Here is a 14,137-nt window from a genome sequence, read left to right on the forward strand (position 1 = left end):
GTCTCGTAGACCGCGGGCCACTCGCGTGGATCAGGGTTTCCGGTAGATCGACACGTGTAGTTCGGACTTCTGACCGAACGGGGTGCCCTTCCAGTCGGCCCAGCGGTCTTCGCGTGCCAGGCCGGCGAGCTGTGCCATCAGATCCATCTCGTGGTGGGTGACGCTCCTGCCGCCCAGCGGAAAGAACTTCGTGCCGTTGGGCTCGAAGGTCATCCACATGCCCGTGTAGTTGCCCGTCACCTGGTCGGTCGTGCCGCCCGCGAGCGTGACCCGGTCGGCCTCCACCTTCACGACGGACAGCTTGCCCTGGTCCGCCGATGGTGCCTTGGTGACCACCGTCTCGAGCACGAACCGCCCACCCGGCCTCAGATGCCGTGCCGCGTTGCGGAACAGCTCGACCTGCTCCTCCTGCGACTCCAGCACGAAGATCGAGTTGAACGCGATGAACGCGACCGCGAACTCGCGTTCCAGCGACACCGTCGTCATGTCGCCCTCGACCACCGTCACTTCGGTCGACTTCTCCTTCAGTTTCGCCAGCATCTCGGGGCTGATGTCCACCCCGACCACCTCGACGCCACGTTCGGCCAGCGGCACCGCCAGCCTGCCCGTGCCCGCCCCGAACTCCAGCGCCGGACCGCCGTCGGCGAAGTCGGCGAGCGCGGCCACCGCGCCATCGTCGTCCATCAGGCCGGTGTGCCACTCGTCGTAGGTGTCCGCCCAGCGCGCCCCGTACAGGCGCGGATCGAAAGTTGCCATGCCTCCAACGTGACAGGGCTGTGCCCCGTCCGCCAAGGCTTTCGGTTCAGGACGAAAACGTCCGGTTCACGCGTTCTGTTGCGCCCGGCTTCGTAACGGTTCGAGCGTCGATATCGCCTGCTGGGCGCTGTTATGCTGCCGCAGTTTCATGTGACCTCACCCGGGACGGGCGGTGGGGCCGGGGGAAATCGGAGTGTGAGATCTCGTGAGCTCACGCGTTCTCCCTGAAGACACGGCGGAACCGGACTCGGAACGCGGCCAGGCGAGGTCGTTCGAGCAGGTGTACCGCGACCACGCAGCACGCGTGTTCCGGTACTGCCTCTCGCAGGTGAGCAACCGGGGCGACGCGGAGGACCTGGCGGCGGACGTGTTCGCCGCCGCGTTCCACGCGTTCGCGGGCGCTGACGTGCCCCAGGAGGCCGAGCCGGCCTGGCTGTTGCGCATCGCGCGCAACGCCGTGATCGACCACCGGCGCAAGCATTCCAGGCGGTCGGCGCTGGTCGCCCGGTTCTTCGGCGCGGAGACGGAGGCCGACCAGAAGGTCAACGTGGAAGGCGAGGTCGTGATGCGGGACGAGGTGCGCCAGGCACTCGCCGCCATGGCCCACCTCTCCGACAAGGACCGCACGATCATCGGTCTGCGCATCGCGGCGGGCCTCTCCTATGCCGAGGTCGGCGCGGTCGTCGGCCTGACCGACCACGCGGCGACGATGGCGTGCAAACGGGCGCTCGCCAGGCTCCAGCGGCACCTGGGGGTGTCGCGATGAGCAGCGACATCGACGAGCAGGAACTGCGGGAACTCTTCGCGGGCATCGACGCGCCGCCCGGCCTGGACCGGTGGCGCGAGCGCATCGCCGACGTGCACCTTGAGCACCACGAGACCGAGCCCGCCAAGGACGGCGACGCGGTCGTCACCGAGCTGCGGCCACGCACGCGGAAGAAGCGCTCGTTCGCTGTCGCCGCGGCGGTGGTCGCGGTCGTCGGGCTCGGCGGGGCGGCCGTCACGAGCAGGCTCTTCTCCGACGTGCCGCCCTCGGATCCCACGATGATCATCGACGGGCCGGACCGCACGAGCTCACCGCCGTCGTCCAATCTCGACCCGGGCGGCGGCTCGGCACCGACGTGGGGGCCGATGAACGGCGACCCGTCGGGCTCGAACACGGGCGTCCCGCGGGGTGCGACGCTCCGCGAGCACCAGGGCGACCTGCGGATCACCACTCCCGGTCAGGTGATCACCGATCTGAGGGTCACCGGCACGGTGACGGTCGAGGCCCCGAACGTGACGCTGCGCCGCGTGGTCGCCGTCGCGCCGTACGGCACACCCGCGCTCCAGCAGCTCGCGGGCAACCTGACCGTTGTGGACAGTGAGCTGTCCGGCGGCGAGTCGCTGACACAGCGCGCAAACGGGCTCGTCGTGCGGCGCAGCAGGCTCGAGTCCGGGGTGACGATCACGAGCGGCGCCAAGCTGTCCGACAGCTACCTCGCCACCTCGGAGGTGCGGGTCCAGGCAGGCACCACCGGAGTGCTGTTGCGCCACAACGTGATGGGCCGGGTGACGATGTCCGATCTGGACGGTCCGATCCGTGGCGTGACCGTCGAGACCGGTGTCCTGACCCAGCTCGACGCGCCGACGCAACCGGGTTCGGCGAGCATCCACGTGCAGGACAACCGGTTCCGCGGCAGCGCCCCCAGCACCGGCTGGAACACGGGCGCCGCCGGCTACCGGTGGGCGGGCAACACGTTCCTCGACACCGGTGCGCCCGCCAACCCCTGACCCCTTAGACGGCGACGGTCGTCTCGGTGTCGATGCCCAGTGCCGTCAGCAGCCGGTCGAGGACCACGTCCGGCGCGGCGTTGTGCGGCAGTCCCCGCAGGTCCACGGGCTGCCAGCCGGCGTGTCCCGCCTGCGCGACCAGCTGCCGCAGGTTGTCGGCCATGGTCCCCCGGCCGCTGTCGGTGGCGCCGCGCCACGCCGTGATCGGGGTCGGCGTGCCGAGCCGCGCGGCGTGCTCGAACGCGGCGCGATCGGGCCCGGTGAGCCCCAGCGCGTCGGCGAGCAGGCGAACCGACTCGCGCCGCGGTCTGCTGACCCGGCCCCGTTCCAGGTTCTGGATACTGCGCGGGCTGAGCCCGGATCGCTCGGCGAGCCCCTCCTGCGTCAGGTTCGCCAGGTACCGCCGCCGCTGCACCATGACCGCGAAGGTCTCGCCACCCATGTTCCCACCCATAGCACCCCTCCGATCTCGCATCTCATCAGGAAAGACGCGCGAGACGGCAGAACCTCACACCAAGGTTTGGACCAATGTCGATCGTCGTCGTGCAGTAGTTGTCAATCCGTCAAACGGGTGAGCGATCATGGTCATTTCTGGGCTAGGGTGCGCCGTGCGCAAGTTGCAGATCAGCCGCCGGGCAGCCCTGGCCGGCGTCACCGTCACCGCAGCGGCGACGGTCGTCGCTTTGGACCCCGCCAACCTGGGCTGGCTGACCAGCGCGGACGCCGAGACCGGCGGCATTCGCGTGCCGGACCTCGACGGCGAGCTGGTGGTCGACGAGGAGTCCCGCGCAGAGGCCGCCGACGACTACGGCCACATCGTGCACCGCACCCCGGCCGCCGTGCTGCGCCCCGGTTCCGTCCGCGACATCGCCACGGTCATCCGGTTCGCGAACAAGCACGGCCTGAAGGTCGCGGCCAGAGGCCAGGGCCACGCCACGTTCGGCCAGGCGCAGGCGGGCGGCGGCATCGTCATCGACTCGCGCACCCTCGCCACCATCCACCGCATCGGCACCGGCCACGCCGTCGTCGACGCGGGTGTGCAGTGGCTGGACCTGATCAAGGCCACGCTGGCGCAGGGCCAGACCCCACCGGTGGCGGCCGACTACCTTGGCCTGTCGATCGGCGGCACCCTGTCCCTCGGTGGCATCGGCGGCGCCACGTCCCAACACGGCCTGCTGGTCGACAACGTGCTGGCACTCGAGGTCGTGACCGGCACCGGCGACATCGTGCGCTGCACCAGGACGATCCGCCCGGAACTGTTCCACGCGGTGCTCGGCGGACTCGGCCAGTTCGCGGTGATCGCCCGCGCGACCGTGCGCCTGATCCCGGCGGCCACCACAGCACGCGTGTACCACCTGTTCTACCCGGACCTGGAGTCCATGACCGCGGCGCAGCGCACCGCGGTCGCCGACCGCAGGTTCAGCTACCTGGAGGGCCAGCTGACCCCGGTGGAGGGCGGCTGGACCTACATGCTCGAAGGCGTCATGTACTACACGCCGCCATCGTCACCGGACGACGCGGCACTCATCGGCGACCTCGCGCCGGTCAGCACGGAGATCACGGACATGCCGTACTTCGACTGGCTCAACCGCATCTACGACCTGGTCCAGCAGCTCATGGCGCTCCGCATGCCAGGCCCGTGGATCAACCTCTTCCTGCCCGACGAGGCCACGGACGAGTACGTGGCCGAGCTACTGACCGAGACCACGCCCGCCGACGCGGGTGGGGTGATCCTGCTGTACCCGGTGCTCAACTCGCTGATCCACGAGCCCTTCGTCCGGCTGCCAGACAGCCCGGTCGTGTTCCTGCTGGCGCTGCTGCGCGCGGTCAGCCCACCCAGCGACGCGGAGACCCAACGCCTGATCGCCGTCAACCGCGCCCAGTACGACCGCGCGGTGGCCGTAGGCGGCACCCACTACCCGGTGGGCGTCATCCCCATGACAGAAGCCGACTGGAAGACCCACTACGGCGACAGCTGGCCGGCCTTCCGCTCCGCGAAGCGCAAGTACGACCCGAGGAACGTCCTCACCCCAGGCCAGGCGATCTTCCGATAGCCCTCACACCGGGCAACCACCCCCTCGGTAGCATGACCACACGGGCCGTTAGCTCAATTGGTAGAGCTGCGGACTTTTAATCCGTAGGTTCTGGGTTCGAGCCCCAGGCGGCCCACCGATTTGGTCATTGCGCGAACCGCTCCTTCTCGAGTCGCTTCCGCTGGTAGGGCGGGTCCGGCCTGTCGTTGTGAGTGGATCGCGACCCCCCCAGCACCAGCGGGCAGCACGCAGGCGGCGACGGCGGGGTGGATCTTGTCGGCCCGCAGCGAGCAGGGTCTCCTCGGGCCGCAAGGGGGATTGTCCTCACTGCGGTCGTACGGTGCCCGGCGTTTCACGCATGATCGCCACCAAAGTGGCGGTCGCTTCGGGCAGGATGTTCGCAGCCCCACCCATGAATGAAGGAAGTGCATGTCCAAGACTGCGGTCGCCCCCGTCGTCCCCTCCGCAGACCTGTCGGACCTCCACGCCATCGAGAACACGTCGCCTCGTCTCACGAGCGTGGAGCTCTTCGCCGGTGCGGGCGGGCTGGCTCTTGGATGCCAGATGGCGGGGTTCAAGTCGGTGGCGACGGTGGAACGCGACAGGTGGGCGTGTGACACAGTTCGGGAAAACAAGCGACGCGGTCACGAACTCGTCGCCGACTGGAACGTATACGAGGGTGACGTACGCAAGTTCGAATGGTCGGTGGTGACCGAAGATGTCACGCTGGTAGCCGGTGGGCCTCCCTGTCAGCCGTTTTCCTCAGGTGGCCTGGCCAAAGCCGCAGATGATCCTCGGGACATGTTCCCCGCGACGGCGGAGATCATCGCTGGCCTGAGGCCGCAGGCTTTCATCATCGAGAACGTCCGAGGACTCACCCGAGCGGCCTTCACCGATTACTACGAGTACATCCAGCTCCGGCTCGCGCTACCGACCGTGATCGCAAATCGGGGTGAAAAGTGGATCGACCATCTGGACCGGCTGCGTGCGGCGGTCGAAAACCGTCAACGCTACGACCTCAACTACCGCGTCGTGCCGACGCTCGTGAACGCGGCAGACTACGGCGTACCTCAGCAACGACACCGCGTTTTCATCGTGGGCTTCCGAGGGGACCTCGACATCAAGTGGAGTTTCCCCACCGCCACGCACTCCAAGCGGGCCTTACTGCATTCACAGTGGGTTACCGGCGAGTACTGGGAAGAGCACGAAGTTTCGAAGAGTAAGAGGCCGGAGCGTCCGAAGCTGCATGTCCCCCAGCGACTCATTGGTGACGAACCGCACCAGCGCTGGCGCACAGTGCGTGATGTCCTATCGAATCTGCCCGAGCCAACCATTGGGCGGTCGCGGACAGTCCTCAACCACGAGCTTCAGCCAGGGGCCAGGTCTTACCCAGGTCACACAGGCAGCCCGCTGGACATGCCCGCCAAGGCCCTCAAGGCCGGCGGCCATGGCGTGCCCGGCGGTGAGAACATGCTCAGGAACGTCGACGGCTCGATTCGGTACTTCACGGTCCGTGAAAGCGCCTGTCTTCAGACGTTTCCAGACGACTACGAACTTCACGGTTCGTGGGGAGAGGCGATGCGTCAGATCGGCAACGCGGTCCCGGTGCTGCTCGGAAAAGTCGTCGCTGAGAGCGTTTACAAAGCGTTGATCAAGGAGGAGGTCGACTCATGACTGGGGCTCGGCCCAGCACGCTCAACCTCATGCCGTCCCCGCGGATCCTGGAGATGATCGCTGAGGTCGACCTGCAACTACATCAGTGTCTCGGCGAGTTGATTGACAACGCACTGGACGAACTGGTCGAGGCGTCGGCCGAGAAGCCGACTCTGGAGCCGCGGATCGATATCAGTCTGCCGACCTCTAGTGCGGTCACCAAATCCTCGGAGATCTCGGTGGGCGATAACGGGCGCGGCATGTCGCCGGAGCAGTTGCAGGACGCGCTCAGCGCTGGCACGTCGGGGAAGCAGCGCTTCGGTAGCCTCGGTTTGTTCGGAATGGGCTTCAATATCGCCACGGCGCGGTTGGGAACCATGACCGAGGTCCGGACCGGGAGAGAGGGCGATGGCCAGTGGGTCATCGCCGCCATCGACATTCCGGCGATGCAACGCCAGTCCACCTACGAAGTTCCGCTGCGTTACGAGGACAAGGCGCGCGAAGAGCACGGCACCCTCGTCACGGTCACCAGACTTCGCGAGGACATGGTGACGCGACTGAGGAGCACGCGGGCGATCAAGGAGACGATGGGCCACCTCGGGCGCATCTACACCTATATGCTTCGTGACCCGCAAGGCGATCACTCAGGTGCGGAGCTGATGCGCGGCGCCAACCAAAGGTTGTATGTGAACAGGCGCCCGGTGAGTCCGCATCTTCCGTGCATCTGGGATCCGAGCCGTTCGGTGACATACAAAGGCGGAGAGGTCACGGCCGCCACCGACATCGACTTCCGGCTCACCAACGCCTTCGCATGTATGAACTGCGGCCGATGGTACACCTCGGCCTACGATAAGTGCGTCGAGTGCGAGAGCGTCGACATTGAAGAACGCGAACGACGGATCTGGGGCTGGCTCGGCATCCAGCGCTACGCGGATAAGTCGGACTTCGGTCTGACGTTCCTGCGTCACGGCCGAGCGATCACCTACCAGGACAAGTCGCTCTTCGGCTGGGAGACCCCGGACGGCGACTTCGAGCTTGAATACCCGATCGAGCTCGGCATGGGCAGGATTGTAGGCGAGATCCACCTCGACCACGCGCCAGTGAACGTGCGAAAGAACAACTTCGACACCTCGTCGCAGGAATGGCGCTTCATGGTCGAAAAGGTTCGCGGCCCGGAGCCTTTGCGGCCGCAGTACGCGAAGCGTTTGGTCGGGCACGAGAACATCTCGCCGATGAGTCGCTTCTTCAACGCCTACCGAGAGAACAAGCCCGGACTTCGTTACCTCGTCCCGGGGAACGGCGAGTCGTCGATTCACGAGGCCGCCAAGTCGTGGGGCGTGAAGTTTCGCAATGGCGATCCCGAGTACCTGACCGACGAGAAGTGGTACGAGGCGGCTGCGGATCACGATCGGATCAAGAACGGTCCGCCACCACCGCCGCCACTACCGGACGATGACGACGGCTGGCTGGATGAGGAAGGCCTGTCCCACCTAGGCAACGACGATCAGGACTCCAGCGGAGCGTCTGGCGAGGAGCGCGAGGCCGACGAGCCGGAGCCGATCAAGCCCGAGACCGAGGAAGAGCGCTTTGCGCGATATCAAGCGGCTGCGACCCTTCTTCCAGACACCGACCGCGAAGTGCGAATCGGCAACTCGCAGCCGGTGCTGCGCGTTTACGTCACCTCCGGTGTGGAGTTGACCAGGGACGGACAGAAGCAGCCGTACGCGATTCGGATTGTCGCCGGCGAGATCGAGATCTACGTCGATCGAGGCACCACCCTGATCGCTCACTACGGCTGGTCACCGATGAACGTCGCGTTGGTCTGCGCGGCTCCCCAACTGAAGAACGTGTACTCGGTTGACGGACCGATCGATCAACTCGTCACGTCGATTCTCGAACAATTCCCCGACCGTCGCGTTGACGCCGCCGCTGTCAGAGCGCGGGCCGACTCGTTGCTCGATGACATGCGGGAGCGTCTTGCCGAGCTCGTCTCGAAGGACTCGAGCACGTACTGGAGCACCCTATCCAGCGAGTCCCGCCGGGCTGCGGAAGTCAACGCCGTGAGCATCGCACCAGACGTCAACTGGAGCGGCGCCGTAGTGAACGGAGAGTTCGCACGGTTTTTAAGCGCGCAGGGCATCCACGACCTTGTGACGAACAGCCCCAGACTCGTTCTGGACGGTGCCTTGTTCCGGACTACCTACGCGTCCCTCGGCGAGGACACGCAGGCAGATCAGGTGGCGCGGCTCGGGGCACTTCTCGCCGACCTGCGGAGGATGGCCGCAGGTTCACCGGCGCTGCAGACGCTGGAGCTGGGTCGGCTGCTTCTAACCGCCGACCTGCTTGACGCGGAGATCGTGTCCGCATGACAACCTCGTTCCTCGATCCCACCTTCCTCGTCGAGGAAGGGCCGAGGGGGTTCACGCGGCAACTGGAGCGGTTGCTCGGATTGATGGCTTTTACCGACGTGGTAAACATCGACGGCCCCGGCGACAAGGGCGCCGACGTGATTGGTCGGTTAAAGGGCGCGGATTGGATCTTCCAGGCGAAGTGGAAGATGTCGGGGTCCGCTGACGCAGACGCTGTGGACGAGGCGCACGCGGCGATGCAGCACTACGGCATCCATCGTGCGGTGGTGGTCACGAACCGGGTCTTTACCCGAAAAGCTCAGGAGCGTTCCCAGGCGTTGCGTGACGTTGGCATCAATATCACGCTCTGGGGTGGGCGCCAGCTGTCAACCCTCTATGAACGTGTTCCGGACAGCGTTAAGCCTTTCAACCTGCATCTGTATCAGGAGCGCGCGGTCGAAGAGTCATGGCGTGCGCTCAGCGACGCCGGCGAGGCGCTGGTTTACCTTGCCACCGGGCTCGGTAAGACCGTTGTCGCAGGCAGGGTACTTAGGCGCTTCCTGCTAGCAAACCCAGGTGCGCAGGTGCTGGTCACCGCACACATGGTCGACCTAGTCGAACAGCTCGAACGCGCGATGTGGCGGGACGTCCCAAAGCACATCCCCACGCGCCTTCTGTATGGAACTTCTAAGCCGAACTCACTCCCGGGAGTGACCTTTGGTGTCGCTCCGACCGCCCGCGCCTACATCGAGGCCGGCTACTCACCCGGGTTCGTCATCGTCGACGAGGCGCACCATGTCGGAGAAACCGGCAACTACGCCACGATGCTCGACCGCCTACCAGATGCGAAGCGACTCGGCGTAACCGCGACGCCATGGCGAGGCGATAAATACGACATCGAGCAGACCTTCGGTGAGCCGGTCGTACGAGTGTCGATCTCGCAAGGTATGAAGCTCGGCTATCTAGCAGAGGTCAAGTACCGGGTGTTCGCGGACAATATCGACTGGGACTTCGTTCGCGAGGCCTCAGAGCACGGCTACACCATAAAGGATCTAAACAAGCGTCTCTTCATCCTCGAGCGGGACGACGCCGTCAAAGAGCGCCTGGAGAAGGTCTGGGACCAGACAACGAACCCGCGCGCCATCATCTTCTGCCAAACCATTGAGCACGCGGAGCGGATGCGCGATCTGATCGCGCTCCGCCCAGGGTGGGAGCGGACCGCGACTCTCCACGCGAACCTGAAAAGTCGAGAGCGGCGGGAGCGGCTCCTGAATTTCCGCTCCGGTGAGGTACCGATCCTGGCGGCGGTGGACATCCTCAATGAAGGGGTCGACGTCCCCGATGTGAATATCCTGTGCTTTGCGCGAGTCACCCACAGCCGGCGAATCTTCGTCCAGCAACTCGGGCGTGGCCTACGACTCCGTAAGGGAAAGACCCACGTGGAGGTGCTCGACTTCGTCAGCGACATCAGACGACTCGCGGAGGTCTACGAAATGCGCGAGCAAGTGTCCGAGGATGAGATCGAGCAGGTCTCGATTGGACACAACCAATTCGTCTTCGACGATCTGCACGTGCGCGATCTGCTCGAACAGTGGATGGCCGATGTCGGCGACCTGGGCGGCGCCGACGACAACGTGCGACTCGAGTTTCCGCCGATCGAGGGGGTTTAGTGGCCAAGATCCCGACCGACGTGCGCACCGCGGTGATCGAGGAAGTAGTACGTCGGCTCGACGCGGCGCGATGGGAGGAAGCGTCCCCGAGCGCTGCCAGCGAGATGTACGACCGGTTCGTGAAAGACCCGAAGATCGGCGGACGGTTATCGCCGTACATGCCAGCAGAGAAGATCAGGGTCTGGATTAAGGATGGCCCAGCCAAGGAGTACCGGCGGGCGTTGGAGGGGATTGGGCCGATTGCGTCCTTCACAAAAAGGGCGTATCCGGGACCCGAGTCCGTGGTGCGCCTCGCACTCGGAGATCAGTGGTTGCCCAAGCCAGACACCATCGAGGAGAAGCCCATGAGGTGCTTCGCCGAGGGGCCCGATGGTCAGTCGATGTTCGTGATCTGGGGGCCGTTAAGTGCTCTCCAGGGGCTGATCTGGAACTCATGTCTGGTCCGCGCCGAGGACTCGTTGAAGCCGATCACCGTCGTCGTCACGAAGCCGAACAGCGCGCGGTTGCCTGCCAACGACTGGAAGCTGGTAGAAGCGCTATGCGGTATCGTCGGCGCGGACTGCGAACAAGTCACGTACGCGGTGACCCGGAAGCCGGGCATGTAGTCCGACGGGCGGCTTCGTGGACCGCCGAAGAGATGTGATCGGCCACTGTCACGGGATCTTCGTGCTCCCAGAACCGAAGTACTAGCCAGCCCGCCGAACTGAACGCTTCCGAAGATTCGTGGTCCCGACGCTGGTTGCCTTCGATCTTTTCAGCCCAGAACTGGCTGCGGCCACCTGTCGCTGGGCGGTAGTGATCCGGACAGCCATGCCAGAAACACCCGTCGATCAAAATTGCGATCCGCTGTTTGGTGAACACGATGTCGGCCGTCCGTCGAACTCCAGGGACTGGGCGATAGTTCACCCTATACCGCAGCCCCATCCGGTGCAGCGCACGGCGGACCGCCATCTCCGGAGAAGTGTCGCGTCCACGGGTGTTCGACATCCGCGCGCTCACAGCGGGATCGACGGCTGGTGGCAAGCTCACCAGCCCATGGTGCACTATGCGCCGACGTAGGCTTCGGGTGTGACCGCGTGACCCGGTGGTCATGTTGGAGCACCTCGGTTCGTCCACATCCCTGTTCGACGAGTAGACCGATCCGTCAACCTACGCGCGCAAAGCAGCTCCGCGACATGGCCGGGCCAGTCCGCGTGCGTTGAGGTCGCCCAATACGGCTGGCCACGCCGCAGGGCGGAGGATGACAAGCACCCGGCAGGTAGCTGCGAACAGGTGACGGCGGGGGTGTGTGGTGAGGGTGAACTGCTCCCAGGGGCGCGAAGACCATCCTCGGGTTCCGCATTCGGACGGCGGGTCCTCGCGCTCCAGGAACCACACGGAGCCCTTGCCGAAGCCGTATACGGGGCGCGCGTAGACACCAGCTTTCATGCGTGCTCGCTCAGTGTCGCCTCAGTGATGCCGTCTGCTCGCTCGGCCTTGATGGCGTCGCCCGCCATCGCGCTCGCGCTGCCGCCCTGATCGGTAAGGACGACCAGCGGGGTCCACCTCGCCGGGCGCGGCGGCGCTGGCACTACCCGGTTCTTCCCTCCCTGAACGACCCCCGCGCTGGACCGCTCCAGCCGCCTCGCCCCACCCCGCCGACTCCATCCGCGCCTTCACCATTCCCGCGCTGGACCAAACCTCATCAGCCCCTGCCCCCTGCTGGAAGTTGTACGCACCGGTAAACGCCTCGCATCCCTCACGTGCAGTGGAACCAAATCGATGTGCTGACCAGCAGATTTCCAGCGACTACACGATCAGACATCTCTGGGGTAACTCCACGCCAGCTGTCCCCAACACCGGGTACGTGATAGCGACTCCCTGTCGGTCCGTTTCGCCAGATTTCGCGATTACGTCGTCGACAGCAGGGTTTCATTGGTAGCGGACGTGTGCGTCGAACCAGCATGCGCAGTCGGGGCAGACCGAGTCGTTCGCGGGCTCAGCCGCCGGGTCGGGGTACAGCACGACTGGCCGGTTGCACACGGACCAGACGAGTGCCATTCCGTGAAAATCTGTGCGGTCCGCGAGGTCGACCACTGTGTGTCGCCGGCCGGTGAAGAACCCTGGCAACCACAGCGGTTCCATGCCGGCAGTCATGGTTCCTGCCCCAGGGAAGCCAGGCACACCGAACACGGGGTGACAGTCCCGCTGTCCTGGCCTTGCAGTTCGGCGACCAGCCATGCGCCGCAGACGGCCGGGCCGACGGCGGCGCCGTCGATCACGCTCACCGTGATGGTGCCGTTGTCGGTCGCGCGTACATGCCCCCGGTGTGGCTCAAGGTAGGTGTGTCCCCATGACACGCCGCGCAATCGTGCGTGACGCTGTACGGCCTTGCCCAGCGTGACCATGTCTCCGCCGAGTCCCATCCCGTCGCAGACCCAGTCTGCCGAAGATGATCGTCCGGCGTCGTGGTCGAGCGTGATCAGGATGAGCCGCGCGACACGCTGGTTGAGGCCGGCGAGGTTCGCCATGAGTACCGACTCGTCGTGGTCCATGGTCTGTCACGCTGCCCTTCTTTGTTGCAATGTGATGCCGTTGTCCGCAAGTGTTCACCGAAAGTAAGCTGTTGACCGCAGTGACAGAAAGGTGGATTGAATGGGTGGCAGGCACCGGCCGGGGTCGCCGCGTGACCGATCGCTGGGTGCGGAGCTGCGTGCGATTCGGGAGGCGACGGGCAGGAGCCTCCACGACGTGGCGGCGGCGATCCAGTGGAACGTCTCCACGTTGTCCCGACTGGAACGCGGTCTACGACACATCTCCCCGGAGGCCGTGATGGGGCTCGCGGTGGTCTACGACTTGCCCGTCGAGCGCCGCGATGAGCTGGTCGCCTGGGCTGGCAAGCCGGTCGCGCTCGGCTGGTGGGACCGGCCACCGGCCGGTGTGCCCAGCGATCTGGGTGCCCTGGCCTCCTACGAACACGAAGCGGTCCGGATGACGCACTGGGCGCCGGGAATCGTCCCGGGTCTGCTCCAAACACCTGACTACGCAACCGCGGTGATGCGTGACTGGGGTGTGCCGGCGAAAGACGTCAACTCCCGGATCGGAGCCCGACTCCAGCGCCAGGAGCTACTGAATCGCCGCGACAAGGATTACCTTGCCCTCATTGGATCCGCCGCGCTGGCGAACCAGCTCGGGTCGCCGGCCGTCTTCGAGCAGCAGCTCCGCCATTTGCTTCGGGTGTCCAAACGGGACGGGGTGTCGATCCGGCTGGTTGAAAAACCGACCTCATTCACCGTCTGCGGCTGGTACCTGATGGACTACGAGAAGGCAGGCTCGGTCGTCGTGCTGGAGCATCTCGGCTCGTCCACGTTCCTGTTCGACGAGGAGACGGACCCTTACGCCGCCGCCCGCAAAGACCTGCGTGATCGAGCCCTGTCAGAGCGGGCAACGCAGGATAAGATCGAGGAGCTGATCGAACAGAGCGTCCTCGGGAGCTAGCCCATGCAGGAACCCTTGCGGTTCAAGAAGTCCACTCGCTCCGGCGGGCAATCCGACTGTGTCGAGATCGCCCACACGCTGCGTCACATCCGTGACAGCAAGAACCCCGCCGGTCCCTACCTGCACAGCGTCGATGTGACAGCGCTGATCAGCGTGCTCCGCACTCCGCCAACCGGGTGAACTGACCCAACCCCGCCCTCCCGTGTCCCCACCCCCGTATTCTCCGTTACTGCCTGACTACACCGGGGGAGCACGACGATGCCCGAGCATCAGCCGCAAGGCCAGGGCGACGACGCGTCCATCTACATGCCTTACGGCGCCAGCGGAGGTGGCGGCGCTGGCGGCCAGTACGTCTTCGCCAACGTCGAAGAAATCGACAGCATCATCACCGATCTCGAAGCCGAACTGGCCGACATCCGAGATGACG

14 protein-coding genes and 1 tRNA gene are annotated in these 14,137 nt (G+C 65.5%); 10 read left to right on the forward strand and 5 right to left on the reverse strand.

The window, feature by feature from the left end; genetic code table 11:
- Positions 1-30: 30 nt before the first annotated feature.
- Positions 31-756 (reverse strand): class I SAM-dependent DNA methyltransferase, encoded by a 726-nt coding sequence (locus WBA97_RS39775; protein ID WP_424236379.1) that lies wholly within the window; start codon positions 754-756, stop codon positions 31-33.
- Positions 757-961: 205 nt separating this feature from the next.
- Here WBA97_RS39775 and WBA97_RS39780 point away from each other — a divergent pair, with 205 nt between their 5' ends.
- Complete coding sequence (locus WBA97_RS39780; protein ID WP_424236381.1) at positions 962-1,522, forward strand: RNA polymerase sigma factor; 561 nt, start codon at positions 962-964, stop codon at positions 1,520-1,522.
- On the forward strand, positions 1,519-2,529 hold the full coding sequence (locus WBA97_RS39785) for a hypothetical protein (protein ID WP_424236383.1): 1,011 nt from the start codon (positions 1,519-1,521) through the stop codon (positions 2,527-2,529). The genes WBA97_RS39780 and WBA97_RS39785 overlap by 4 nt, the downstream gene beginning before the upstream one ends.
- Positions 2,530-2,533: 4 nt before the next feature.
- Here WBA97_RS39785 and WBA97_RS39790 read toward each other — a convergent pair whose 3' ends face one another.
- Positions 2,534-2,971 (reverse strand): helix-turn-helix domain-containing protein, encoded by a 438-nt coding sequence (locus WBA97_RS39790; RefSeq protein ID WP_424236385.1) that lies wholly within the window; start codon positions 2,969-2,971, stop codon positions 2,534-2,536.
- A gap of 166 nt (positions 2,972-3,137) precedes the next feature.
- Between WBA97_RS39790 and WBA97_RS39795 the strand changes: the two genes are divergently transcribed.
- The 6 genes from WBA97_RS39795 to WBA97_RS39820 all read left to right on the forward strand — a co-directional run bounded on the left by WBA97_RS39795 (position 3,138) and on the right by WBA97_RS39820 (position 10,838).
- Positions 3,138-4,583, forward strand: a complete 1,446-nt coding sequence (locus WBA97_RS39795; RefSeq protein WP_424236387.1) for an FAD-binding protein — start codon at positions 3,138-3,140, stop codon at positions 4,581-4,583.
- A gap of 42 nt (positions 4,584-4,625) precedes the next feature.
- Positions 4,626-4,698 (forward strand) — tRNA-Lys (locus WBA97_RS39800).
- 293 nt (positions 4,699-4,991) lie between these two features.
- A complete protein-coding gene (locus tag WBA97_RS39805) occupies positions 4,992-6,236 on the forward strand; it encodes a DNA cytosine methyltransferase (protein ID WP_424236389.1) in 1,245 nt (414 codons plus the stop codon).
- 53 nt (positions 6,237-6,289) lie between these two features.
- Positions 6,290-8,584, forward strand: coding sequence for an ATP-binding protein (locus WBA97_RS39810; protein ID WP_424236391.1), 2,295 nt, complete (start codon positions 6,290-6,292; stop codon positions 8,582-8,584).
- On the forward strand, positions 8,581-10,233 hold the full coding sequence (locus WBA97_RS39815; protein WP_424236393.1) for a helicase-related protein: 1,653 nt from the start codon (positions 8,581-8,583) through the stop codon (positions 10,231-10,233). Before WBA97_RS39810 ends, WBA97_RS39815 begins: the two co-directional genes overlap by 4 nt.
- Complete coding sequence (locus tag WBA97_RS39820) at positions 10,233-10,838, forward strand: hypothetical protein (RefSeq protein WP_424236395.1); 606 nt, start codon at positions 10,233-10,235, stop codon at positions 10,836-10,838. The genes WBA97_RS39815 and WBA97_RS39820 overlap by 1 nt, the downstream gene beginning before the upstream one ends.
- On the opposite strand, the gene WBA97_RS39825 is transcribed toward WBA97_RS39820, so the two are convergent.
- The 3 genes from WBA97_RS39825 to WBA97_RS39835 form a co-directional block, all read right to left on the reverse strand.
- On the reverse strand, positions 10,804-11,325 hold the full coding sequence (locus WBA97_RS39825; RefSeq protein WP_424236397.1) for a very short patch repair endonuclease: 522 nt from the start codon (positions 11,323-11,325) through the stop codon (positions 10,804-10,806). The genes WBA97_RS39820 and WBA97_RS39825 overlap by 35 nt on opposite strands.
- 332 nt (positions 11,326-11,657) lie before the next feature.
- Positions 11,658-11,804 (reverse strand): hypothetical protein, encoded by a 147-nt coding sequence (locus tag WBA97_RS39830; protein ID WP_424236399.1) that lies wholly within the window; start codon positions 11,802-11,804, stop codon positions 11,658-11,660.
- A gap of 561 nt (positions 11,805-12,365) precedes the next feature.
- Positions 12,366-12,743, reverse strand: coding sequence for a hypothetical protein (locus tag WBA97_RS39835; RefSeq protein WP_424236401.1), 378 nt, complete (start codon positions 12,741-12,743; stop codon positions 12,366-12,368).
- Positions 12,744-12,867: 124 nt separating this feature from the next.
- Between WBA97_RS39835 and WBA97_RS39840 the strand changes: the two genes are divergently transcribed.
- A complete protein-coding gene (locus WBA97_RS39840; protein ID WP_424236403.1) occupies positions 12,868-13,710 on the forward strand; it encodes a helix-turn-helix domain-containing protein in 843 nt (280 codons plus the stop codon).
- A 3-nt stretch (positions 13,711-13,713) separates the two neighbouring features.
- Positions 13,714-13,890 carry a DUF397 domain-containing protein gene (locus WBA97_RS39845; protein ID WP_424236405.1) on the forward strand — a complete coding sequence of 59 codons (177 nt, stop codon included), beginning with the start codon at positions 13,714-13,716 and terminating at the stop codon, positions 13,888-13,890.
- Positions 13,891-14,137 lie beyond the last annotated feature (247 nt).

Source organism: Actinophytocola sp. (assembly GCF_049647105.1).
GTDB lineage: Bacteria > Actinomycetota > Actinomycetes > Mycobacteriales > Pseudonocardiaceae > Actinophytocola.